The following is a 23,106-nucleotide window of genomic DNA, read 5'->3' on the forward strand; positions in this document are numbered from 1 at the left end:
AGAAGATTCAAGTCAGCAACACGGCGCCGAGCACGAGCACGGCTCCGCCGACCAGGGATACTGCGTACCAGCGCAACTGGCCGGTCTGGCTGCTGCTCAGCAGGCCGTTGCCGCCCCGCACGATGCGTGGGATCAGGCCGATGCCGGAGTCGATCGGGTCGTGACCGAGCAGGCGGGTGATCAGCAGGTACGGTTTGACGAACAGCTTGTCGTAGACCCAGTCGAAGCCCCAGGCGGCGTACCACCAGGCACCGAGGAAGCGGCCCGGCGCGCTCTGGGCGACGGCGCTGATGAAGCGACGCTTGCCGAGGAAGAGCAGGGCGGCCAGGAGGATGCCCGCCAGGGCGATGGCGCCCGAGGCGATCTCCAGGCTGTGCTGCGCTTCGCCGCCGGCATGGCCGACACTCTGCGGCAGCACGCCGTGCAGCGGCGGGGTGATCAGCGCACCGACGAAGGTGGACAGTACGATCAGCACCGACAGCGGCAGCCAGTGGGCCACGCCGTGGCCGGCATGGGCCTCGGTCTTGGCCTCGCCATGGAAGGCGATGAAGATCAGGCGGAAGGTGTAGATCGAGGTCAGGAAGGCACCGGCCAGACCCGCGTAGAGCAGCCACTGGTGGCCGCTGGCGAAGGCTTCCCAGAGGATCTCGTCCTTGGAGTAGAAGCCGGCGGTGACCAGGGGCAGGGCCGCGAGGGCCGCGCCGCCGACGATGAAGCTGGCGTAGGCCAGCGGCAGCTTCTTCCACAGGCCGCCCATCTTGAAGATGTTCTGCTCGTGGTGGCAGGCGTTGATCACCGCACCGGAAGCGAGGAACAGCAGGGCCTTGAAGAAGGCGTGGGTCATCAGGTGGAAGATCGCCGCGTCCCATGCACCCACGCCCAGGGCGAGGAACATGTAGCCGATCTGGCTCATGGTGGAGTAGGCGAGGATGCGCTTGATGTCGGTCTGCACCAGCGCGGCGAAGCCGGCCAGCACCAGGGTGACGCCACCGACGATGCCGACCAGTTCGAGGATCTCGGGGGTCAGCAGGAACAGGCCGTGGGTACGGGCGATCAGGTAGACGCCCGCGGTGACCATGGTGGCCGCGTGGATCAGGGCGGAAACCGGGGTCGGGCCCGCCATCGCGTCGGCCAGCCAGGTCTGCAGCGGCAGCTGGGCGGACTTGCCCACGGCGCCGCCGAGCAGCATCAGGGTGGCGATCCACAGCCAGGCGTCGCCGGCGACGTATTTCTGCGGGGCCAGCACCATCAGCTCCTGGATGTTCAGGGTGCCCAGGTGCATGAACAGCAGGAACAGGCCGATGGCCATGAACACGTCGCCGATGCGGGTGACGATGAAGGCCTTGAGCGCGGCGTTGCCGTTGTTCGGGTTGCTGTAATAGAAGCCGATCAGCAGGTAGGAGCAGAGGCCCACGCCTTCCCAGCCGAAGTACAGGAACAGCAGGTTATCGCCGAGCACCAGGAACAGCATGCTGGTGATGAACAGGTTGGTGTAGGAGAAGAAGCGCGAATAGCCTTCTTCACCGCGCATGTACCAGGAGGCGAACAGGTGGATCAGGAAGCCGACGCCGGTGACCACGCCCAGCATGGTCAGCGACAGGCCGTCCAGGTACAGGGTGAAGCTCGGGGCGAAGCCGTCGACGTTCATCCACTGCCAGAGCACCTGGGTGTAGACACCGCCTTCCGGCGGTGCGACGTTGAACTGGAAGATGATCCAGGCCGCGGTCAGTGCGGAGAGGCCTACGGAGCCCACGCCGATGACGGCGGAGGTGTTTTCGGAGAAGCGCCCGCGGGAGAACGACAGGATCAGCCAGCCGAGCAGCGGGAAGAGGAAGGTCAGGAATAGAAGGTTCATCCGCGCATCTCGCTGGCAGCGTCGATATCGAGGGTGTGGAAGCGGCGATACAGCTGCAGCAGGATCGCCAGGCCGATGCTGGCCTCGGCGGCTGCGAGGGTGATCACCAGAATGAACATGATCTGGCCGTCTGCCTGCGCCCAGCGGGCACCGGCGACGACGAAGGCCAGGGCGGCGGCGTTCATCATCACTTCCAGGCTCATCAGTACGAAGAGGATGTTGCGGCGCACCATCAGGCCGACCAGCCCGAGGCCGAACAGCATGCCGGCGACGGCGAGGCCATGTTCCAGGGGGATTGCTTGCAGCATGGCGTTACTCCTTCGCTTCGTGGCGGCCGAGGTGGTAGGCCGCGACCAGGGCTGCCAGGAGCAGCATGGAGGCGAGTTCGACGGCCAGCAGGTAGGGCCCGAAGAGGCTAATGCCCACTGCCTTGGCGTCTACCGTGGTCTGGCCGATGGTGGCGCCGCTGCTCTGGCTGAACAGCACGTAGAGCAGCTCGGCGAGCAGGGCCAGGGACAGCACCGAAGGGCCGACCCAGATGCCGGGCTTCAACCACTTGCGTTCCTGCTCGACGATGGCCGGGCCGAGGTTGAGCATCATCACCACGAAGACGAACAGCACCATGATGGCGCCGGCGTAGACGATGATCTCCAGGGCGCCGGCGAAAGGGGCGCCGAGGGCGAAGAAGCACATCGAGACGGCCAGCAGGGAAATGATGAGGTAGAGCAGCGCATGCACCGGGTTGGTGTTGGTGACCACCCGCAGGGTGGACACGACCGCGACGCCTGCAGCGAAATAGAAAGCGAATTCCACGCACGTCTCCTTAGGGCAGCAGGCTCTTCACGTTGATCGGCTCGGCTTCGTTCTGCGCGGCGCCTTTCGGCTTGCCGGCGATGGCCATGCCGGCCACGCGATAGAAGTTGTAGTCCGGATTCTTGCCGGGGCCCGAGATCAGCAGGTCTTCCTTCTCGTAGACCAGGTCCTGGCGCTTGTATTCACCCATCTCGAAATCCGGGGTCAGCTGGATCGCGGTGGTGGGGCAGGCTTCCTCGCACAGGCCGCAGAAGATGCAGCGGGAGAAGTTGATGCGGAAGAACTCGGGGTACCAGCGACCGTCGTCGGTCTCGGCCTTCTGCAGCGAGATGCAACCGACCGGGCAGGCCACGGCGCACAGGTTGCAGGCCACGCAGCGCTCTTCGCCGTCGGGGTCGCGGGTCAGCACGATGCGGCCGCGATAGCGCGGCGGCAGGTACACGGGCTCTTCGGGGTACTGCAGGGTGTCACGCTTGCGGAAACCGTGGGAGAACACCATCACCAGGCTGCGCAGCTGGGTGAAGGTGCCGACCACCACGTCGTAGATGTACTTGATCATGGTCTTTCTCCTTACTGGGCCGTGGCCAGCACGACGGCGCCGGTCACCAGCAGGTTGATCAGGGTCAGCGGGAGGCAGAACTTCCAGCTGAAGGCCATCACCTGGTCATAGCGCGGACGCGGGATCGACGCGCGGAGCAGGATGAACAGCATGATGAAGAAGGCGGTCTTCAGGGCGAACCAGATGAACGGGATCTGCGGCAGGATGCCGAAGGGGCCGTGCCAGCCGCCGAAGAACAGGGTCACCAGCAGCGCGGACACCAGCACGATGCCGATGTACTCGCCGACGAAGAACATGCCCCATTTCATGCCGGCGTATTCGATGTGGTAGCCGTCGGCCAGTTCCTGCTCCGCTTCCGGCTGGTCGAACGGGTGACGGTGGGTCACGGCGACGCCGGCGATGAAGAAGGTACAGAAGCCGAAGAACTGCGGAATGATGAACCACAGGTGCTGGGCCTGGTACTCGACGATGTCGCGCATGTTGAACGAGCCGACCTGGGCGACCACGCCCATCAGCGACAGGGCCAGGAACACCTCGTAGGAGACGGTCTGGGCCGAGGCGCGCAGGCTGCCGAGCAGGGCGAACTTGTTGTTGCTCGACCAGCCGGCGAAGAGCACCGCGTACACGGTGATGCCGGCCATGGCGAAGAAGAACAGGATGCCGATGTTCAGGTCCGCGACGCCCCAGGTGGGGGTGATCGGGACCACGGCGAAGGCGATGAGCAGGGCGCTCATGGCGATCACCGGCGCCAGGGTGAAGATCACCTTGTCGGCGAACGGCGGCGTCCAGTCTTCCTTGAAGAACATCTTCAGCATGTCGGCGGCGATCTGGAACATGCCGAACGGGCCGACGCGGTTGGGGCCGTAGCGGTCCTGCCACCAGCCCAGCAGGCGTCGTTCGACGAAGCTCAACAGGGCGCCGCAGACGACCACGGCAAGCAGGATCACGATGGCCTTGAGCACCGCGATGATGACGTCGATCACCTCGGGAGTGAGCCAGCTCATTGCGCAGCCTCCTGGAGCAGGGTCACGGTGGCACCGGCGACGGCACCCGGGATGCCCGGCAGGCCGGCGGGCAGGCCGACGAGGCCCGCGGCCAGCTCCTCACGGACCTGCAGCGGCAGGCGCAGGGCCTGGCCCTTGACGCGCAGCGACAGCATGGCGCCGTCGTTCACGCCCAGGCGGTCCGCCTCGGACTTGGCCAGGGCCACATAGGCCTCGGGCATGCGCTCCTGGATCGGCGCGGCGCGGGAGGAGTTCTCCTCGCTGCCGAACAGGTGGTGGAAGGGGACGACCTGCCAGGTGCCTTGCGCGGGGTTGAAAGGCGCGACGGCGGCGAACCAGGGCAGGGTGGTGCCCTTGGCCTCGATCAGGCGCACGCCCGGGTCACCGGCGCGCAGGTGGCCGCCGACTTCGTCCTGGAACTTGTTCCAGGCCTGGGGCGAGTTCCAGCCCGGGGACCAGGCGAAGGGGATCTGCTGACGGGGTTCAGCGCTGCCGGCGTAGCCTTCCATGGAGAAGGCGAAGGGCGAGTCCTTGTCCTGCGGCTGGCGCGGCTCGTGCACGCTGATGTTGGCGCGCATGGCGGTGCGGCCGCTGTAGCGGTGCGGCTCGCGGGCCAGCTTCAGGCCCTTGATGCGGAACGAGGCGCTGGGCGCGGCGTCGCGGATCGAAGCCAGCCGGCTGTTGCTGTCGGCGACGGCGGCGGTGACCTGGTCGAGCTGGGTCCAGTCGACGGACTTGCCTTCCAGGGTGCTGTGCAGGGCGTGCAGCCAGCGCCAGCCCTCGCGGACGAGGATGTTGGCGTCGTAGTAGGTCGGGTCGTAGACCTGGAAGAAGCGCTGGGCGCGGCCTTCCTGGCTGACCAGGGTGCCGTCGCCTTCGGCGAAGCTGGCGACCGGCAGTACCAGGTGGGCGCGCTCGACGGTCGCGGTCTGCTGGTGGTCGGCGACGATCACCACCTTGGCGGCGGCCAGTGCGGCGTCGACCTTGGCGGCTTCGGCACGGCGGTACAGGTCGTTCTCCAGAACGACCACTGCGTCGGCCTGGCCGGCGGTCAGGGCTTCGAGGGCGGCGTCCACGGATTTCCCACCGAGCTCTTCACCCAGGAGCAGGGCGAGTCCCATGCTGTTGGCTTCCGGGACCACCAGGCTGATGGAGCCGTTCTTCTCACGGTTCTTCAGGGCGCTGGCGATGTTGGCGGCGGCTTCGATCAGGGCCTTCTCGCCCAGGGAGGCGCCGGAGACGATCAGCGGACGCTTGGCTTGGATCAGGGCGTCGGCGATGGCCTTGACCAGCTCGGCGGCCTCGTTGTCCAGGCCATCCACGGCCGGGGCGCTCGGGTCGATGGCATGGGCCACGGCGAAGCCGATGCGGGCGAGGTCGGCCGGGGCGGCGTGTACGCACTGGGTGGCCACGTCGTCGAGGCGGGTCTCGGCGACGCTGGCGATGAACAGCGGGTTCAGCGCGTCCTGGGCGACGTTCTGCACGGCGGCCATGTGCCAATCCTGGATCTTCATCGAGGCAGCGATGTCGGTGGCCTTGCCCTTGACCGACTGGCGCAGGGCCAGGGCGACGCGCGCGGCGGTCTGGGTCAGGTCTTCACCGAGCACGAAGACGGCGTCGTGGCTTTCGATGTCACGCAGGGTGGGTACCGGCAGCGGGCCGTTCTGCAGGATGTCGCGGATCAGGCGGATGTTTTCCAGCTCACCCGCGGCGATGCCGGAGTAGTAGTTGGCCTCACCCACCAGTTCACGCAGGGCGAAGTTGGATTCCAGGCTGGCGCGGGGCGAGCCGATGCCGATCACGCGCTTGCCCTTGAGCAGTTCGGCGGCCTTGTCCAGGGCGGCATCGAGGCCGAGCTTCTGGGTGCCGAACAGCGGTTGGCGCGGGCGGTCTTCGCGGTTGACGTAGCCGTAGCCGAAGCGACCGCGGTCACAGAGGAAGTACTGGTTCACCGAGCCGTTGAAGCGGTTCTCGATGCGACGGATCTCGCCGTAGCGCTCGCCGGGGCTGATGTTGCAGCCGCTGGAGCAGCCGTGGCAGATGCTCGGTGCGAACTGCATGTCCCACTTGCGGTTGTAGCGCTCGGAGTGGGTCTTGTCGGTGAACACGCCGGTCGGGCAGACCTCGACCAGGTTGCCGGAGAACTCGCTCTCGAGGGTGCCGTCCTCGACGCGTCCGAAGTAGACGTTGTCGTGGGCGCCGTAGACGCCGAGGTCGGTGCCGCCAGCGTAGTCCTTGTAGTAGCGCACGCAGCGGTAGCAGGCGATGCAGCGGTTCATCTCGTGGGAGATGAACGGGCCGAGCTGCTGGTTCTGGTGGGTGCGCTTGGTGAAGCGGTACCGGCGCTCGTTGTGGCCGGTCATCACCGTCATGTCCTGCAGGTGGCAATGGCCGCCTTCCTCGCACACGGGGCAATCGTGCGGGTGGTTGGTCATCAGCCATTCGACGACGCTGGCGCGGAATTGCTTCGCCTCTTCGTCCTCGATGGAGATCCAGGTGTTGTCGGTCGCGGGGGTCATGCAGGACATGACCAGGCGGCCGCGCTTGTCGTTTTCGTCGGTGTACTGCTTGACCGCGCACTGGCGGCAGGCGCCGACGCTGCCGAGCGCCGGGTGCCAGCAGAAGTAGGGGATGTCGAGTCCGAGGGACAGACAGGCCTGCAGGAGGTTGTCTGCACCATCGACTTCGAGCGTCTTGCCGTCTACGTGGATAGTGGCCATGGTTCAGTCTTCATCTGCCCGTTTGACCGGGCTTGGCTAATGGAATCAGGTTGCGGTCGGGGCCGCGCGTGGCGGCCGCCAACCGGCGGAACTGGCTCTTATGCGCCGACCGGTTCGGGTCGGATCGCCGGTGCGTTCTCGGCGATGCCTGCTTCGAACTCCGGACGGAAATACTTCATCGCGCTACCCAGCGGCTCGACGGCGCCCGGTGCGTGGGCACAGAAGGTCTTGCCTGGGCCGAGGAAGTTGACCAGCCCTTCGAGGGTCTCCAGGTCGCCTCGCTGGCCTTCGCCGCGTTCGAGGGCGCGCAGGACCTTGACGCTCCAGGGCAGGCCGTCACGGCAGGGTGTGCACCAGCCGCAGGACTCGCGGGCGAAGAACTCTTCCATGTTGCGCAGCAGCGAGACCATGTTGATGCTGTCGTCCACCGCGAGCGCCAGGCCGGTGCCCATGCGGGTGCCGACCTTGGCGATGCCGGCGGCGTACATGGGGGCATCCAGGTGCTCGGGGAGCAGGAAGCCGGTGCCGGCACCGCCGGGCTGCCAGGCTTTCAGCTTGAAGCCGTCGCGCATGCCACCGGCGTAGTCCTCGAAGAGTTCACGGGCGGGGACGCCGAAGGGCAGTTCCCAGAGGCCGGGGTTCTTCACCTTGCCGGAGAAGCCCATGAGCTTGGTGCCCATGTCTTCGCTGCCCGGACGGGCAAGGCCCTTGTACCAGTCCACGCCGTTGGCGACGATCGCCGGCACGTTGCACAGGGTCTCGACGTTGTTGACGCAGGTGGGCTTGCCCCAGACGCCGACGGCGGCGGGGAAGGGCGGCTTGGAGCGCGGGTTGGCGCGGCGGCCTTCCAGCGAGTTGATCAGGGCGGTTTCCTCGCCGCAGATGTAGCGGCCGGCACCGGTGTGGACGAACAGCTCGAAATCGAAGCCCGACCCGAGGATGTTCTTGCCCAGCAGGCCGGCGGCCTTGGCTTCGTCGATGGCGCGGTTGAGGTTGCGCGCCGCGTCGACGTATTCGCCACGCAGGAAGATGTAGCCGCGATAGGCCTTGAGGGCGCGGGCGCTGATCAGCATGCCTTCCACCAGCAGGTGGGGCAGCTGTTCCATCAGCATGCGGTCCTTCCAGGTGTTGGGCTCCATTTCATCCGCATTGCACAGCAGGTAGCGGATGTTCATGGATTCGTCGGCGGGCATCAGGCCCCACTTCACGCCGGTGGGGAAGCCCGCGCCGCCGCGGCCCTTGAGGCCGGAGTCCTTGACGGTCTGCACGATGTCGGCCTGGGCCATCTCGCCGAGGGCCTTGCGTGCGGCTGCGTAGCCGTTCTTCTGCTGGTATTCCTCGAGCCAGACGGGCTGCGCGTCGTCACGCAGGCGCCAGGTCAGCGGGTGCGTCTCGGCGCTGCGCTGGATGCGGTTGGCCGGGCCGACGGAGGTGAGGGTCTTCATTGATAGGCCTCCAGCAGTTGCGCGACGCCGTCGGCGCTGACGTTGCCGAAGGTGTCGTCGTCGATCATCAGGGCCGGGGCCTTGTCGCAATTGCCCAGGCAGCACACCGGCAACAGGGTGAAGCGATTGTCGGCGGTGGTCTGGCCGAGGCCGATGCCGAGGTTCTGCTGGATGCTGCCGAGTACCGACTCATGGCCGCCGACGTAGCAGGTCATGCTGTCGCAAACGCGGATGATGTGGCGGCCCACCGGCTGGCGGAAGATCTGACTATAGAAGGTGGCCACGCCTTCGACGTCGCTGGCGGGGATGCCGAGGATCTCGCCGATGGCATCGGCGGCGCCGTCAGGCACCCAGCCGCGCTCCTTCTGGACGATCTTCAGGGCTTCGATGGACGCCGCGCGCGGGTCCTCGTAGTGGTGCATCTCGTGCTCGATGGCCGAGCGCTCGGTTTCGCTGAGGGCGAAACGGTCGGTCTGGATAATGCTCATGTCAGCGGTCCACGTCAGCCATAACGAAGTCGATACTGCCCAGGTAGGCGATCAGGTCGGCCACCATGCTGCCGCGGATCACCGAGGGGATCTGTTGCAGGTGGGGGAAGCTGGGTGTCCGGATCCGGGTGCGGTAGCTCATGGTGCTGCCATCGCTCGTCAGGTAGTAGCTGTTGATGCCCTTGGTCGCCTCGATCATCTGGAAGGCTTCGTTGGCCGGCATGACCGGGCCCCAGGAAACCTGCAGGAAGTGGGTGATCAGGGTTTCGATGTGCTGCAGCGTGCGTTCTTTCGGCGGCGGCGTGGTCAGCGGGTGGTCGGCCTTGTATGGGCCTTCCGGCATGTTCTTCAGGCACTGGTCGATGATGCGGATGCTCTGGCGCATCTCCTCGACGCGGACCATGCAGCGGTCATAGGCGTCGCCGTTGTGGGCCAGCGGTACTTCGAACTCGAAGTTCTCGTAGCCGGAGTACGGGCGGGCCTTGCGCAGGTCGAAGTCCAGGCCGGTTGAGCGCAGGCCGGCACCGGTGACGCCCCATTCCAGGGCTTCCTTGGTGTTGTACTGGGCGACGCCGATGGTGCGGCCCTTGAGGATGCTGTTCTTCAGCGCGGCCTTGGTGTACTCGTCCAGGCGCTTGGGCAGCCATTCGACGAATTCCTTGACCAGGCCATCCCAGCCGCGCGGCAGGTCGTGGGCGACACCACCGATGCGGTACCAGGCCGGGTGCAGGCGGAAGCCGGTGATGGCTTCGATGACCTTGTAGGCGCGCTGGCGGTCGGTGAAGGTGAAGAACACCGGGGTCATGGCGCCGACGTCCTGGATGTAGGTACCCAGGAACAGCAGGTGGCTGGTGATGCGGAAGAATTCAGCCAGCATCACGCGGATGGTGTCGACCTTCTGCGGCACCTTGATGCCGGCGAGCTTCTCCACCGCGAGCACGTAGGGCAGGTTGTTCATTACCCCGCCGAGGTAGTCGATGCGGTCGGTGTAGGGGATGAAGCTGTGCCAGGACTGGCGCTCGGCCATCTTCTCGGCGCCACGGTGGTGGTAGCCGATGTCCGGGACGCAGTCGACGATCTCTTCGCCGTCGAGCTGCAGCACGATGCGGAAGGCACCGTGGGCGGAGGGGTGGTTGGGGCCGAGGTTGAGGAACATGTAGTCCTCGTTCTCGCCCTGGCGCTTCATGCCCCAGTCCTCGGGGTTGAAGCGGGCGGCTTCTTCCTCGAGTTGTTGCTTGGCCAGGGTGAGGCTGTAGGGATCGAACTCGGTGGCGCGCGCCGGGTAGTCCTTGCGCAGCGGGTGGCCTTCCCAGGTGGGCGGCATCATGATCCGCGAGAGGTGCGGGTGGCCGGTGAAGTGCACGCCGTACAGGTCCCAGACTTCACGCTCGTACCAGTTGGCGTTGGGCCAGATGCCGGTGACGCTGGGCAGGTTGAGGTCGCCTTCCTGGAGCGACACCTTGATCATCACGTCGCTGTTACGCTCCATGGAGATCAGGTGGTAGAACACGGTGAAGTCGGCGCCCGGCAGGCCGCGGCGATGCGTACGCAGGCGCTCGTCGACCCCGTGCAGGTCGTACAGCATGACGAAGGGGCGCGGCGAGTTGCGCAGGAAGGTCAGCACCTCGACGAGCTTCTCGCGAGCGACCCAGATAACCGGCATGCCGGTGCGGGTGGCCTGGAGGGTGAAGCTCTCGGCGCCAAAGCGGGAATTCAGTTCAACGACGACATCTTGGTCGTCAGCCTTGTAAGGCGGAATAGACAGAACGGTGTCTGCAGTCATGGTCTCGGTCGCTTTCGGTCAACGTACAGAGTGAGCCGGGTCTCTTCTTGTGGAAGAGACCGGATCAGACTTCGTCGGGGCTGCGCAGGTTGGTGACCTGGATACGCTGTTCGCGGCGCTGTTCCTTCTGCGACGGCATTTCGGCACGGTAGATGCCTTGGTCGCCGACGACCCAGGAAAGCGGACGGCGCTCCTGGCCGATGGATTCCTGCAGCAGCATCAGGCCTTGCAGGAATGCCTCCGGACGAGGAGGGCAGCCAGGGATGTACACGTCCACGGGGAGGAATTTGTCCACGCCCTGGACCACCGAATAGATGTCGTACATGCCGCCGGAATTGGCGCACGAGCCCATCGAGATCACCCACTTGGGCTCCAGCATCTGCTCGTAGAGGCGCTGGATGATGGGCGCCATCTTGATGAAGCAGGTGCCGGCGATGACCATGAAGTCAGCCTGGCGGGGTGATGCGCGAATGACTTCCGCACCGAAGCGGGCGATGTCATGCGGCGCCGTGAAGGCGGTGGTCATCTCCACGTAGCAGCAGGACAAACCGAAGTTGTACGGCCACAGGGAGTTCTTGCGACCCCAGTTGACTGCACCGTTGAGAACATCTTCCAGCTTGCCCATGAAGATGTTCTTGTGGACCTGATCTTCTAGCAGGGGGTCGGAAACGATCTCCCGCTCACCGATCGGGTACTGCTCGTTGGGAGCAGTCGGATCGATCCGAGTAAGTTTGTATTGCATCGCCAAAGCCTCATTGTTTTAGCTTCGCCTGCCGATTGCGACGACCTTCGGGGGCCCAGTCGAGGGCTCCGATGCGCCAGAGATAGGCAAGACCTGCCAACAGAATTGCTATGAAAATGGTAGCTTCGATGAGGCCCGCCCACCCGCTTTCGCGAACGGAGACGGCCCAGGCGAAGAGAAAGAGGGCTTCGACGTCGAAGATCACGAAGAGCATCGCGACCAGATAGAATTTTGCGGAGAGGCGCAGGCGGGCACTGCCGGTGGGGAGCATCCCAGATTCGAAGGGTTCGTTCTTGGCGCGACCGTGGGCGCGGCTGCCGAGCAGGCTCGATACACCGAGCATGAAGGCGCAGAGGCCGATGACGCCCAGCAGGAAAACAGCGAAACCCCAGTTATGGGAAAGAATGGCAGTGGCTTCCGACATGCCTGAACTCCTTCAACAAGGAACGGCGTTCACTCGTTATTAAAATGATCCTTGCCCGCACAAGAGTGCCCGGCAATCTATTCGGACAATTTTATGCCCGTATGGGCGTACAAGTAAATTTTTCAGACTAAAAAATTAACCCGAAAGCCAGTTTAAAGACCTTGTACAGCTCTGAAAGCCTAGGGCGGCGAGGGTTCCGGTTTTTTGTCAGGCTTTGGTCGGATTGCGGCGCTATGCCGCAGGGGGCAGATATAGATAGGTTAATGATAGTCATTATCATTTGACTGGGGAATATATAACCACTACATAGCGAGTCCTACGGAAGTGGTTAAAACATGCGCACTTAATAGCCGCTGTTACTCACAACTTCTTTCCTCTATGCCTAATTCATATGTGGCTGTCGTTGTTGCCCTGGCGACCTTGTACTAGCGTGCTAGGTGCGTCGTGGATGCGGCGCATTCCCCCTGTTTCCCTGTCGTACTCAGCGGGTCGGCTGGACCACGGATTCGCCTGCCTGGGCGCGCTGGTCCACGTGAAAACAAGAAAAAAGAGGGAATCGCCATGGGCGTTGCCAAGTCGCTGCGTCACTGCTTCGTGCTCCTGCTGTTCTGCCTGCCGTCCCTGCCTGCCCACGCCGAGCTCGGCGACTACGGGTTCTGGCGGACCTTGATCAACCTCACCTCGCCACCGAAGGCCGACAACAAGGTGCTGCCCGAACAGCGGGTCGGGCCCTATCCGTTGCTGACCAACCCCGCCGGCTTCGATTCCGGCTTCAAGGCGGGCAACTACTACGCCTGGCAGACGGTGCAGCTCGCTCCCGAGACGGGCGCCGTGTGCGGCAACGGCTCGCCCTACAAGTTCTTCGTCAATCGGGTACCCAACACCAGCAACACCATCATCTATATGGAAGGCGGCGGCGCCTGCTGGGACTACGCCAGCTGCACCGGGCAAACCGGCATCCGTGGTGCGCGCAACCCCAACGGGATTCCCGATGACTACATGAAGCTGCTGAACCCCAGCGCCAGCCTGGTCAGCCCCTTCGTGGTGCGGCTGCATCCCTGGACGCGGGTGAAGACGCAGAACTGGAACATGGTCTATGTGCCCTATTGCACGGGCGACATCTATTCCGGCGACAAGGTGGCGGTCTACCAGGACCCCACCGGGCAGAAGCCGCAGCTGATCTGGCACCACAACGGGCTGCGCAACACCCGTGCGGTCACGGCCTGGCTCAAGGACAACCTGGAGCGCCCGGAGCAGATGCTGTCCACCGGCTGCAGCGCCGGCGGGGCGGGGAGCCTGATCAGCCATGCGGTGACCCGCCAGGACATCGCGCCCAGCCGCGGCTTCATGATCGACGACTCGGGGCCGGTGTTCAGTGCGGTGACCGGCGGCAGCAACCAGGCCTACCCGTCGCTGCCGTTGCAGACCTTCATCCGTCAGGCCTGGGGTCTGGACAATGGCCCGCTGCAATTGCTGCAGAGCCGCCTGCCGGGCGTCACCCTCAACGACCTGGGCAGTATCTACCCGGCGCTTTCCGCGAACCTGCCGGGTGATCGCCTCGGGCACACGCACTTCTGGAAGGACCTCAACTACTCGTCGTATTCCTACGAGCGCTTCTATCCGGAGATCGCCAACGCACCGGACCAGGCCACCAAGGAGGCGCTAATCCACGCCAAGTGGGACGTGGACACCGGTCGCCTGCGCAATACCCTGGCCAACCTGCACAATTTCGGCGGTTACTTCCCGCAATACCGCGCGGTGAACGAGAGCCATTGCACCAGCATCATCGAGTTCGCCAATGCCGATATCCAGGAGCAGAACCTGCAGCTGGATGATTTCGTCACCAACGTGCTGGATGGCAGCGGGCCGGTGATGGATGCGTCCGAGACGAGCGATGCTGCCGATCGGGCCAAGCCCTTCAACCTGCTCTACTATATTCTCAACCAACTGCTCTGATGGCGTGTCGCGAGGCGGGCGATCCGCCTCGCGATCTCAGTGGTAGGCCTGCTCGCGGGCCTGCTGCAGGCGCTGCCTGAGGTATTCGTCGCGGCTCAGGCCGTCGGGGATGTTCTGCATCGCCAGCACCTCTTCGACGATGCGCTTTTCTTCCTGCTTGTAATGATCGAACTGGGGCGAGGGCTTCGCCGCCAGCTTCTTCTCCAGCGCATCGCTGCGAGCCTTGTAGCGTTGCAGCAGGGCATTGGCCCGCGCTTTCTGTTCTTCCACGTCCGTGCTGGTGGCCTGGATCAGGGCGATCTGCAGCATCAGCGATTCGCTCGCTGCCAGCTCGCCGCTCTGCTCGTGGGCCTGTACTTCCTCGGCCAGCCGGGCGGCCTGTTGCTCGCGCGCTTCTGCCGACAGGCCGGGCGCGGCCTTGAAGAAATCGCGGTAGGCCGAGTGGAACTCCAGGCGCTTCTCGTATTCCGCCATCCGTGCGGGATCGATGCGCGGCGCCCCCGTCGTCTCCGGCGCGTCGCTCGCCGCAAAGGCAGGCGCCTGGGTGGCCCGTGGTGCGGGCTGGGTGGTGACCTGGGCTTCGGCGGACAGGCGCCAGTAGAGGGTGGCGGCGGCGGTAACCGCGGCGATCGCGGTACTCGCCAGAATGAGATTGACTCGGGCCATCGGGGTTCTCGCCCTTCCAGTTGGGACACCCGTACAGCTTAGTCAAGGCTCGCGCTTGCGGCTGACCCAGGCCCAGATCATTTCGCAACGGATCGGCTCGATGCCGGCTTCGTCGGTGATGATCACCGCGACACGGACCTCACCCCGGTCCTCTTCGTGGATGCGGCGGACCTGCTCGGCGTCCAGTTCGGCTACCGCCTTCAGGCCGCCCGTGGCGCGCTTGAGGTAGTCCACGTGCAGGCTCTTTATCAGCGGCAGCTTGTCGTCCGGCACGTTCATGCCCACCAGCAGTCCGGTGGCGGACTCTGCCAGCAATGCCATGGCGGCCGCATGCACGCCCTTGATGTGGTTGCGCACGCGGGGGCGGTTGGCGAGGCTCATCACCGCTCGCTGCTGGCTCAGGTGATGGACGCGTACGCGGGCGGTGCCGGCGAAGCGGACCTGGCTGCCGATCAGCAGGCTCAGGAGGGGTGTGTGCAGGGCGGCGGGCAGGCGGCTTACCAGGGCGGTGGCGCGACTCAGGCGGTTGGCTGGCATGGATGAGCCCTTGATGAATGGGCGGCCAGTCTGTCATCGGTAAAAAGGACCGGCCATTGCTGGCCGGTCGCAAATGCCTGGCACTTCGGCCAGTGGCTGGGGGATCAGAGAATGCGGCGGCGGTCCTCCCGGGTGATCACCACCGTGGAGGAGCGCGGCCGCTTGCCCGGTCCATCCGGCCAGGTGCTGGTCAGGTTGGTGGGCGTGGAGCCCTCGCCCGGGTGCTGGATATTGACGAACAGGGTGCGGAAGTCCGGGGTCGCGGCGATGCCGGTGACCTCGGCGCCCAATGGGCCGACCAGGAAGCGCTTGAGTTCGCCGCTGCGCGGGTCCGCCACCAGCATCTGGTTGTTGCCGAAGGGGCCGGAGGCCAGCTGGCTGCCGCTCATGTCGGTCTGGATCCACAGGCGACCGTCGTCGTCGAACCACAGGCCGTCGGGGCTGGCGAGGATGTTGCTGGCGTCCAGCGGCTTGCCGTTCGGGCCGCGGCTGTCGGTTTCCGGGCCGGCGAGCATGAACAGGTTCCAGTTGAAGGCCTGGCCGGCGTAGTCGCGGCTCTTTTCGCGCCAGCGGATGATGTGGCCGTAGGCGTTGGCGGGGCGCGGATTGGGCGCATCCGGCGTGGTGCGCGCGGTGTTGTTGGTGAGGGTGAAGTACACCTCGCCGTTGTCCGGGTTGACCGCGCCCCACTCGGGGCGGTCCATCTTGGTCGCGCCGACCACGTCCGCTGCCAGGCGGGTGTTGATCAGCACCTCGCCCTGGTCGGCGAAGGCCACGCCGGCGGCGAGGCAGGCCTTGAGGAAGTTTTTGTCGTTGATGTCCAGCGCCAGCCACTGGCCGCTGCCGTCGGCGTTGAAGCGCGCCACGTACAGGGTGCCTTCGTCGAGCAGGCGGCCGTTGCTGCGGCCGGGGCGGTAGGCGTCGCGGCTGACGTATTTGTAGATGTACTCGTTTTGCGAGTCGTCGCCGGAATAGCACACCACCGGGCGGCCGGCCTTCACCGGGGCGAAGATCAGGCCTTCGTGGGCGAAGCGGCCCAGGGCGGTGCGCTTGACCGGTACGGAGTCGGGTTCGAAGGGGTCGATCTCGACGATCCAGCCGAACTGGTTCGGCTCGTTGCGGTAGTCGCCCTTGGCGTCGGCGGCCTTGCGAGTGGCGTCGAAGCGCTCGAACTCGTCGCCGGGGAGGGTTTCCCAGCCGAAGCGGCTGCCGTTGCGCAGGCCGTAGCGTTTCAGTTCGCGGGGCAGGTCGGTGTCACGGGTGGAGAAGTAGCCGGCCCAGTTCTCCTCGCAAGTGAGGTAGGTGCCCCAGGGTGTGAAGCCGTTGGAGCAGTTGTTCTGGGTGCCGCGTGCAGCGGTGCCGTTGGGGCTGTGGCGGGTCTGCAGCAGTTTGTTGCCGCGTGCCGGGCCACTGATCTGCATCGGCGTGGCGGCGGTGATGCGCCGGTTGCGGCGGCTCGGCACCACCGTCCATTCGCCGCGCACGTCACGGCGGATCTCCACCACCGATACACCGTGGGCGTTGATTTCCTTGCGCACTTCCTCGGCGCTCGTGCGCTTGCCGTTCACGACGGTCGGGCCGTTGGGGTGCAGCAGTGGCGCGTCGATGTACTCGTGGTTGAGTACCAGCAGGCCATGGTCGGAGCGCAGGCCCAGGCCGTGGCGGGTGTCGATGGGGAAGAAATGCATGCCGTCGTGGTGCATGCCGGTCTGTTCGGCCTGGTCTTGAGCGCTGTTGCTGGCGTCCTCGGCGAACGCAGGGTAACGGCCGGTGATGGGCGTGCCCCAGGGAATGAAGGGCGTTGCCTTGTAGCCCGGCGGCACGGTGATGGTGTCGGCGCGGCCGGCCGGGATGCCTTCGAAGGCCAGTCGGCGGCGCGGCTTGAAGGGGAAGCCGAGGCCGCGGGCTTCGCCCTGGCTGGCCTCGGCCTGGCCGGGCAGGGACACGCCGAGGAAGGCGAGGGCGCCGAGTGCGGCGCCACCGGCCAGCACCTCGCGGCGCTTGACGCCTTCGATCAGCTCGCTGATGTGGGGGTTCCTGGACTGGTTGCTCGGCACTTCGTCGCCATTTCCAAAGAGGACGGCGTTCTCTTTCTCGTTGTTCAAGGCTCTGTCTCCATACGGGCGAATCGGCGGAGACTTGACGCTACGGCCTCAAGGCGACGGAACTGTGACAGGGCGATGGGCGTGGTGCCTTATGTGCGGTGCCGCACAAAACGCTTCAGGGTGTCCCGGATGATGCGCGCGTCGGCCGGATGGCGAAGATCAGTGCGCCGCCGCGGAGCGCTTCGATCACCCGGTCGCGGTCGCGGTCGGACAGCACCATGCAGCCGAAACTGCGCCCGGCCACGCCGTGCTGGCGGATGAACCTGTCTTCCATATAGTCCATGGCGTGGATGACGATGGCGCGCTGCATGGCCTTGTCGTTGCTCGGGTCCAGCCCGACCAGGCGCATCGACAGGCCGTGGCCGGGCTGTTCGCTCCGGTAGACCTCGCCGGTGCGGTAGGCGCCGAGGGCGGAGGCGTGGCTTTCCGGTTCGTTGGAGAAGCGCTCGGCGTAGCCGTCGTGGTCGGCATCCGAGCCCTTGCCATGGGCCACGCGGTAGCTCGCCAGCAGCTCGTGGGTGTCGCGGTCGTATAGAAGGAAGCGCTTCTGGTCGGAGCGTTGGGAGTAGTCGACCACGGCGAAGCGCGGGTGCTCGTTGTGCTGAAGGTGGTCGAGGATGGGCTGGAGCGTGCCTGGGGTGAAGCGTTGCTCCAGGTCGCCGGCATGGGCGAGGAGGGGGAACAGGGCCAGCAGGCAGGGAATGAGCGATCTGGGCATCGGATTGAAACCGTCGGCTGTCGGCCAGAGGTAAGTTCAGACGCGCGATGGATGCAAGGCGTTCCCCCCGGGGAGGTTTCGCGCAGCATAAAAAAAGCCCCGGCATCGCTGCCAGGGCTTCGAGGCATCCAGCCGACCCGAGGGTCGTGCTGGTGAACAGTTCCTATTAGTGGAACTGGTTCATGGTGTTGTCTTTACCGCTCGCCTTCAGAGCCGCTTCGCCAGCGAAGTACTCTTTGTGGTTGTCGCCGATGTCGGAGCCAGCCATGTTCTGGTGCTTGACGCAGGCGATGCCCTGGCGCAGTTCCTGACGCTGTACGCCTTTGACGTAGGCCAGCATGCCCTGGTCGGCGAAGTACCCTTTGGCCAGGTTGTCGGTGGACAGCGCGGCGGTGTGGTAGGTCGGCAGGGTGATCAGGTGGTGGAAGATGCCGGCGTGAGCCGAACCGTCGCGCTGGAAGGTGCGGATCTTCTCGTCTGCAACCTGGGCCAGTTCGGTTTCGTCGTACTCGACGCTCATCAGCTTGGCGCGGTCGTAGGCGGAAACGTCCTTGCCTTCGGCGACGAACGCGTCGAACACCTGCTGGCGGAAGTTCAGGGTCCAGTTGAAGGACGGGCTGTTGTTGTAGACCAGCTTGGCGTTCGGGATGACCTGACGGATGCGGTCAACCATGCCCTTGATCTGGCCAACGTGCGGCTTCTCGGTTTCGATCCACAGCAGGTCGGCGCCGTTCTGCAGGCTGGTGATGCAGTCCAGTACGCAGCGGTCTTCGCCAGTGCCGGCACGGAACTGGAACAGGTTGGACGGCAGGCGCTTGGGACGCAGCAGCTTGCCTTCGCGGTTGATCACCACGTCGCCGTTCTTCAGCTCGGCAGGAGTGATTTCTTCGCAATCCAGGAAGGAGTTGTACTGGTCGCCCAGGTCGCCCGGCTGCTTGGTCACGGCGATCTGCTTGGTCAGGCCGGCACCCAGGGAGTCGGTACGGGCAACGATCACGCCGTCGTCAACGCCCAGCTCGAGGAAGGCGTAGCGAACTGCGTTGATCTTGGCGAGGAAGTCTTCGTGCGGAACGGTCACTTTGCCGTCCTGGTGGCCGCACTGCTTCTCGTCGGAAACCTGGTTCTCGATCTGGATGCAGCAGGCACCCGCTTCGATCATCTTCTTGGCCAGCAGGTAGGTGGCTTCCGGGTTACCGAAGCCAGCGTCGATGTCGGCGATGATCGGAACGACGTGGGTTTCGTAGCCGTCGATCTGAGCCTGGATCTCGTCGGCCTTGACCTTGTCGCCAGCGGCGCGGGCAGCGTCCAGGGCGGTGAAGAGCAGGTCCAGTTCGCGGGCGTCAGCCTGGCGCAGGAAGGTGTAGAGCTCTTCGATCAGGCCGGAAACGGCGGTTTTCTCGTGCATCGACTGGTCCGGCAGCGGGCCGAAGTCGGAACGCAGGGCCGCGACCATCCAGCCGGACAGGTAGAGGTAGCGCTTGTTGGTGGTCTTCAGGTGCTTCTTGATGGAGATCAGCTTCTGCTGACCGATGAAGCCGTGCCAGCAGCCCAGGGACTGGGTGTAGACGGAGGCGTCGGCGTCGTATTCGGCCATGTCCTTGCGCATGATGGCCGCGGTGTACTTGGCGATGTCCAGACCGGTCTTGAAGCGGTTCTGGGCGCGCATACGGGCGACGGATTCCGGGTTGATAGCGCTCCAGCTGTTGCCTGCGGCTTCTTTCAGAGCGGCAACTGCCTTGATGTCGTTTTGATATGCGGACATGGTCAATCCTTCAAATGTGTTTGGTTGAGCACCGACTTCCCCCTGTGAAGCCCTGGAAGGCATCACGGGTAGCTCACCACAGAACGTCGAGAATGTGACCGGTACGAGTAGGACACTCGAGAGGAGGGGTGACGAGACGAGCGGTACAGATGACTTCGCTCTCCGGCCTGCTCGCCTTCGGCTCGTGGATGCCTTGGCGTATCAGGTTCGGTTGGATCGTCGATCTGGCTGCTGCGTTAAACGCTTCCCCGTCCCTCAGGACAACTTCGTTCCAGTCGCAACCTCGTCGAACTGCCTTGTGGGCTGTAACAACACGGGACGGCTCGAAGGTATTGAGCGCGGCCCGGGAGCCCGTTGCAGGGCCCCTGGTTAGCGGGAGCGGGGCCATGATGCGCTTCAAACAAGTGTTCGTCAAACGTTTTGTAGTGATTTTTTCGCACTACTACATAAGTCTTAAGAACGACCGATTGGTCAGGGAAAGGGTGGGTCAGTCGAGGCTGTCGACCTTCAGGCGCATGGTCATGTTTTCGCCGCCCTGGGTGCTGCGGCGCTGCAGGAAGCCGCTGTCGTCGGACTGGCTGGACTGATTGACGCCGCCGACCGTGATCCACTCGCCGAGACGACCGCTGACGCGGGTATCGGTGCTCTGCACATCGATCACGCCGGGCTGGGACTGGCTCAGGCGGTCGCTGTTGCTGCTGATGCTGACGTGGACGATGTCGCCGGTGACGCTGGCGGTGACATAGAAGCCGCGGGTCACGTTGCGGTATTCGGTGTTGCTGTAGACCTGCCCGTAGGGGCCGGTGCTGGCGGTGGTGATGGGAACGCTCTGGCCGACCTGGATCAGCGCCGGGTAGCCCTCGCTGGCCTGGACCTGTTGCACGCCGCCGCCGCGGCTGTCGGTGCTGCGGCGGATGATGCGCACCTGGTCGCGGCCGCGCACCTCGCCACGCCCGGCTTCCACATCGACGCCGCCTACGCTGGCCGAGCCGTTGACCGCGTAGCCGCGATCGTCCTGGTAGTTGCTGTCGCTGGTGTCCACCGAGATCAGCAGACGCTTGGGCGCGGTGTCCAGCTGGCCAAGGACCTTGCGCAGTTCCTGGATCTTCGCCGGCTCGGCATTGACGATCAGCTGGTTGCCGTAGGCGCTGACGCGGCCTTCGTTGCCGAGCACCGATTGCACCACGGGCATCACGTCCTCGGCGGTGCGGTAATTGAGCGGGATCACCTCGGTCGCGGCCTGGAGCGGCAGGCTCAGGGCAAGGAGCAGGGCGGCGAGGAGCGCGCGTGGGGTCATAACAGGAAACTCCGCAGGTCGGGATCGCTGACGCTCTGCTCCCAGGCCTGGTCGAACTGGGCCTGGCGCAGGCGGCAGCGCCCGGGGTCGTTGTACAGAGCGTAGCCGGAGAAGCTGTCCAGTTCCGGACGCAGCAGCAGGCCGCGATCATCCACCAGCAGGTAGGCGCACTCTTCGTTGGAGTGATCGGGGTTGAGTTTGCGGATCTGGCTGTTGCTGGACAGGCGGCGCACCAGGTTGAGCAGGCGATGGCCTTCCTTTACCGGGCGCGTGACGTCACGTATCAGGATGCGCAGGCGGTTGCGCGGGTTGGCCAGGAGGAAGCGGGTGCAGGCGTCCTGGATGCTGCTGTGGTGGTAGAGCCAGGCTTCGAGGTCCGGCGTGTAGAAACAAAGGTTGCGCTGCGCCTGCTGCAGCAGGGCGAGGGCGTGGGGGCGTGCATCGTCGGGTTTGGCGAAGCGCTGCAGGTCGGTGTGTTCGCCAAGGGTGTAGGGCGCTGGCTCCCAGGGGGCCGGCTCGCGCAGATCCGGGACCGGGTTGTGGACCTCGAAACGCCCCGGTGACTGGAATTCGATGGCCGGCAATTCGGCATCGGGCTCTTGGTTTTCCGGGGCGTTGGGTTCCATGTCGACCTCTACTGGCTGTCGCGCACCATGTCCACGTGGGGGATGCCGGCTTCGAGGAACTCGCCGCTGACGACGCGGAAGCCGTGGCGCTCATAGAAGGGGGTGGCGTGCACCTGGGCGGAGAGCATCTGCTGCTTGAGGCCGCGACGCTCCGCTTCGGCGATCACTGCTTCCAGCAGGCGGTCGCCGACCCGCAGGCCGCGCCAGTCCTTGAGCACCGATACGCGGCCGATGTGACCATCGGGCAGCAGGCGCGCGGTGCCGATGGCGTAGTCACGCTCCAGGGCGAGGAAGTGGACCGCGTCGACGTCTTCCGCATCCCATTCCTGCTCCGGCGCCACCGCCTGTTCGGCGATGAACACGGTTTCACGGATGCGGCGCAGGTCGGCATTGTCCTTCTGCCAATCGGCGATGCGGACGTGTATCTCACTCATCGGCAAACTCCAGACTTCCTTGCTTGACCAATTCCCACAGAAGCTTACGCCCGTCCTCGTCGGCCAGCCATTGGCCGAGGTTGTCGATGTGCAGTGCGTCGCTGGCGCAGACCAGTTTCAGCAGCTCGCGCAGGCTGCTGGGCAGCAGGCGGCTCTGGCCGCTGGCGAAGAGCACCAGGCCGATATCCACTTCGGACCAGGCCATGCGGGCGCTGGGGTTGCGGATCAGCACGGCGCCATCTTCCAGGGCGCCGACGAACTCGTCTTCTTCCACTTCGGTGCCGGCGACCAGCTCGGGATAGCGCGGCTCGGTCATGAACTGGCCGAACCAGGTCAGCAGCAGGCGTTCGTCGCTCATGTGCTCGGCCAGCAGGGCCTTGAGGCGGTCGAGGGAGTCCTGCTGGATCTGGTAGGGGTCGCTGACCGGCGCGATGTCGGCATCGCTGTAGCGTTCTTCGTCCGGGATGAACTGGGCGAGGAAGTCGGTGAAATGGGTCAGTACTTCAGCGGCGCTGGGTGCGCGGAAGCCGACCGAGTAGGTCATGCAGTCGTCCTCGGCGATGCCGAAGTGGGCCAGGCGCGGCGGCAGGTAGAGCATGTCGCCCGGTTCCAGCACCCATTCATCGGTGCCCTGGAAGTCGGCGAGGATGCGCAGGTCGGCGTGGGGCAGCAGCGGGCTCGAGGCGTCGCACATCTGGCCGATCTTCCAGCGGCGCTGGCCATGGGCCTGGAGCAGGAAAACGTCGTAGTTGTCGTAATGCGGGCCAACACCGCCGCCGGGTGCGGCGAAGCTGACCATGATGTCGTCGATGCGCCAGCTGGGCAGGAAGCGGAAATGCTCCAGCAGTTCGGCGACTTCCGGGACGAACTGGTCGACGGACTGGACGAGGAGGGTCCAGTCCTTTTCCGGCAGGTCCTGGTAGGTGTCTTCGGAGAACGGGCCGCGACGCAGCTCCCACGGGTGCTCGCCATGTTCGATCACCAGGCGCGATTCGACTTCCTCTTCCAGGGACAGGCCGGCCAGCTCGTCGGGGGAGATGGGGCTCTCGTAGTCCGGGATGGCCTGGCGGATCAGCAGGGGTTTCTTCTGCCAGTAGTCGCGGAGGAATTCACGGGCGGAGATGCCGCCGAGGATTTGCAGGGGGAGATCGGAAGTCATGGCGGAACCTTTC

General features: G+C 65.1%; 21 protein-coding genes. 1 reads left to right on the plus strand and 20 read right to left on the minus strand.

Annotated elements, in window-relative coordinates; genetic code table 11:
• Window positions 1-7: 7 nt before the first annotated feature.
• The 11 genes from nuoL to HSX14_RS13160 form a co-directional block, all read right to left on the minus strand.
• A complete protein-coding gene (gene nuoL / locus HSX14_RS13110) occupies window positions 8-1,855 on the minus strand; it encodes an NADH-quinone oxidoreductase subunit L (protein ID WP_111262123.1) in 1,848 nt (615 codons plus the stop codon).
• Window positions 1,852-2,160, minus strand: a complete 309-nt coding sequence (gene nuoK, locus HSX14_RS13115) for an NADH-quinone oxidoreductase subunit NuoK (RefSeq protein WP_031287559.1) — start codon at window positions 2,158-2,160, stop codon at window positions 1,852-1,854. Before nuoK ends, nuoL begins: the two co-directional genes overlap by 4 nt.
• A gap of 7 nt (window positions 2,161-2,167) precedes the next feature.
• A complete protein-coding gene (gene nuoJ, locus HSX14_RS13120) occupies window positions 2,168-2,668 on the minus strand; it encodes an NADH-quinone oxidoreductase subunit J (protein ID WP_173174308.1) in 501 nt (166 codons plus the stop codon).
• A 10-nt stretch (window positions 2,669-2,678) separates the two neighbouring features.
• Window positions 2,679-3,227, minus strand: a complete 549-nt coding sequence (nuoI, locus tag HSX14_RS13125) for an NADH-quinone oxidoreductase subunit NuoI (RefSeq protein ID WP_173174306.1) — start codon at window positions 3,225-3,227, stop codon at window positions 2,679-2,681.
• An 11-nt stretch (window positions 3,228-3,238) separates the two neighbouring features.
• Entirely contained in the window at window positions 3,239-4,231 is a 993-nt protein-coding gene (gene nuoH, locus HSX14_RS13130) for an NADH-quinone oxidoreductase subunit NuoH (RefSeq protein WP_173174304.1), read from the minus strand.
• Window positions 4,228-6,951 (minus strand): NADH-quinone oxidoreductase subunit NuoG, encoded by a 2,724-nt coding sequence (nuoG, locus tag HSX14_RS13135; protein ID WP_173174302.1) that lies wholly within the window; start codon window positions 6,949-6,951, stop codon window positions 4,228-4,230. Before nuoG ends, nuoH begins: the two co-directional genes overlap by 4 nt.
• Before the next feature lie 98 nt (window positions 6,952-7,049).
• Window positions 7,050-8,396, minus strand: coding sequence for an NADH-quinone oxidoreductase subunit NuoF (nuoF, locus tag HSX14_RS13140; protein WP_173174300.1), 1,347 nt, complete (start codon window positions 8,394-8,396; stop codon window positions 7,050-7,052).
• Window positions 8,393-8,884: an NADH-quinone oxidoreductase subunit NuoE gene (gene nuoE / locus HSX14_RS13145; RefSeq protein WP_021219038.1), complete on the minus strand. Its 492-nt coding sequence runs from the start codon at window positions 8,882-8,884 to the stop codon at window positions 8,393-8,395. The genes nuoF and nuoE overlap by 4 nt, the downstream gene beginning before the upstream one ends.
• Before the next feature lies 1 nt (window position 8,885).
• Window positions 8,886-10,667: an NADH-quinone oxidoreductase subunit C/D gene (gene nuoC / locus HSX14_RS13150; protein WP_173174298.1), complete on the minus strand. Its 1,782-nt coding sequence runs from the start codon at window positions 10,665-10,667 to the stop codon at window positions 8,886-8,888.
• Between the two features lie 64 nt (window positions 10,668-10,731).
• The gene (locus tag HSX14_RS13155) at window positions 10,732-11,409 is read right to left on the minus strand and encodes a NuoB/complex I 20 kDa subunit family protein (RefSeq protein WP_111262129.1); all 678 of its coding nucleotides are present in this window, start codon (window positions 11,407-11,409) and stop codon (window positions 10,732-10,734) included.
• 10 nt (window positions 11,410-11,419) lie between these two features.
• On the minus strand, window positions 11,420-11,833 hold the full coding sequence (locus HSX14_RS13160; protein WP_111262130.1) for an NADH-quinone oxidoreductase subunit A: 414 nt from the start codon (window positions 11,831-11,833) through the stop codon (window positions 11,420-11,422).
• 561 nt (window positions 11,834-12,394) lie between these two features.
• Here HSX14_RS13160 and HSX14_RS13165 point away from each other — a divergent pair.
• Window positions 12,395-13,789: a pectin acetylesterase-family hydrolase gene (locus HSX14_RS13165; protein ID WP_173174296.1), complete on the plus strand. Its 1,395-nt coding sequence runs from the start codon at window positions 12,395-12,397 to the stop codon at window positions 13,787-13,789.
• Window positions 13,790-13,825: 36 nt separating this feature from the next.
• Here the strand turns inward: HSX14_RS13165 and HSX14_RS13170 are convergent, their stop codons facing one another.
• The 9 genes from HSX14_RS13170 to HSX14_RS13210 form a co-directional block, all read right to left on the minus strand.
• Window positions 13,826-14,455: a hypothetical protein gene (locus tag HSX14_RS13170; RefSeq protein WP_173174294.1), complete on the minus strand. Its 630-nt coding sequence runs from the start codon at window positions 14,453-14,455 to the stop codon at window positions 13,826-13,828.
• 42 nt (window positions 14,456-14,497) lie between these two features.
• Entirely contained in the window at window positions 14,498-14,992 is a 495-nt protein-coding gene (locus tag HSX14_RS13175) for a DUF4442 domain-containing protein (RefSeq protein WP_173174292.1), read from the minus strand.
• A gap of 104 nt (window positions 14,993-15,096) precedes the next feature.
• Window positions 15,097-17,097 carry a PhoX family protein gene (locus HSX14_RS13180; protein ID WP_173174290.1) on the minus strand — a complete coding sequence of 667 codons (2,001 nt, stop codon included), beginning with the start codon at window positions 17,095-17,097 and terminating at the stop codon, window positions 15,097-15,099.
• 115 nt (window positions 17,098-17,212) lie between these two features.
• Window positions 17,213-17,815: a murein L,D-transpeptidase catalytic domain family protein gene (locus HSX14_RS13185; protein WP_173174288.1), complete on the minus strand. Its 603-nt coding sequence runs from the start codon at window positions 17,813-17,815 to the stop codon at window positions 17,213-17,215.
• 166 nt (window positions 17,816-17,981) lie between these two features.
• Entirely contained in the window at window positions 17,982-19,577 is a 1,596-nt protein-coding gene (locus HSX14_RS13190) for an isocitrate lyase (RefSeq protein ID WP_111262136.1), read from the minus strand.
• A gap of 487 nt (window positions 19,578-20,064) precedes the next feature.
• Window positions 20,065-20,874 (minus strand): secretin N-terminal domain-containing protein, encoded by an 810-nt coding sequence (locus tag HSX14_RS13195; RefSeq protein ID WP_173174286.1) that lies wholly within the window; start codon window positions 20,872-20,874, stop codon window positions 20,065-20,067.
• On the minus strand, window positions 20,871-21,500 hold the full coding sequence (locus HSX14_RS13200; RefSeq protein ID WP_173174284.1) for a DUF7931 domain-containing protein: 630 nt from the start codon (window positions 21,498-21,500) through the stop codon (window positions 20,871-20,873). The genes HSX14_RS13195 and HSX14_RS13200 overlap by 4 nt, the downstream gene beginning before the upstream one ends.
• An 8-nt stretch (window positions 21,501-21,508) precedes the next feature.
• On the minus strand, window positions 21,509-21,934 hold the full coding sequence (locus HSX14_RS13205) for a GNAT family N-acetyltransferase (RefSeq protein ID WP_111262139.1): 426 nt from the start codon (window positions 21,932-21,934) through the stop codon (window positions 21,509-21,511).
• Complete coding sequence (locus tag HSX14_RS13210) at window positions 21,927-23,093, minus strand: ribosomal protein uL16 3-hydroxylase (RefSeq protein WP_173174282.1); 1,167 nt, start codon at window positions 23,091-23,093, stop codon at window positions 21,927-21,929. Before HSX14_RS13210 ends, HSX14_RS13205 begins: the two co-directional genes overlap by 8 nt.
• Window positions 23,094-23,106: the final 13 nt, after the last annotated feature.

This window comes from Pseudomonas tohonis, assembly GCF_012767755.2.
In the GTDB taxonomy this organism is placed as follows: domain Bacteria; phylum Pseudomonadota; class Gammaproteobacteria; order Pseudomonadales; family Pseudomonadaceae; genus Metapseudomonas; species Metapseudomonas tohonis.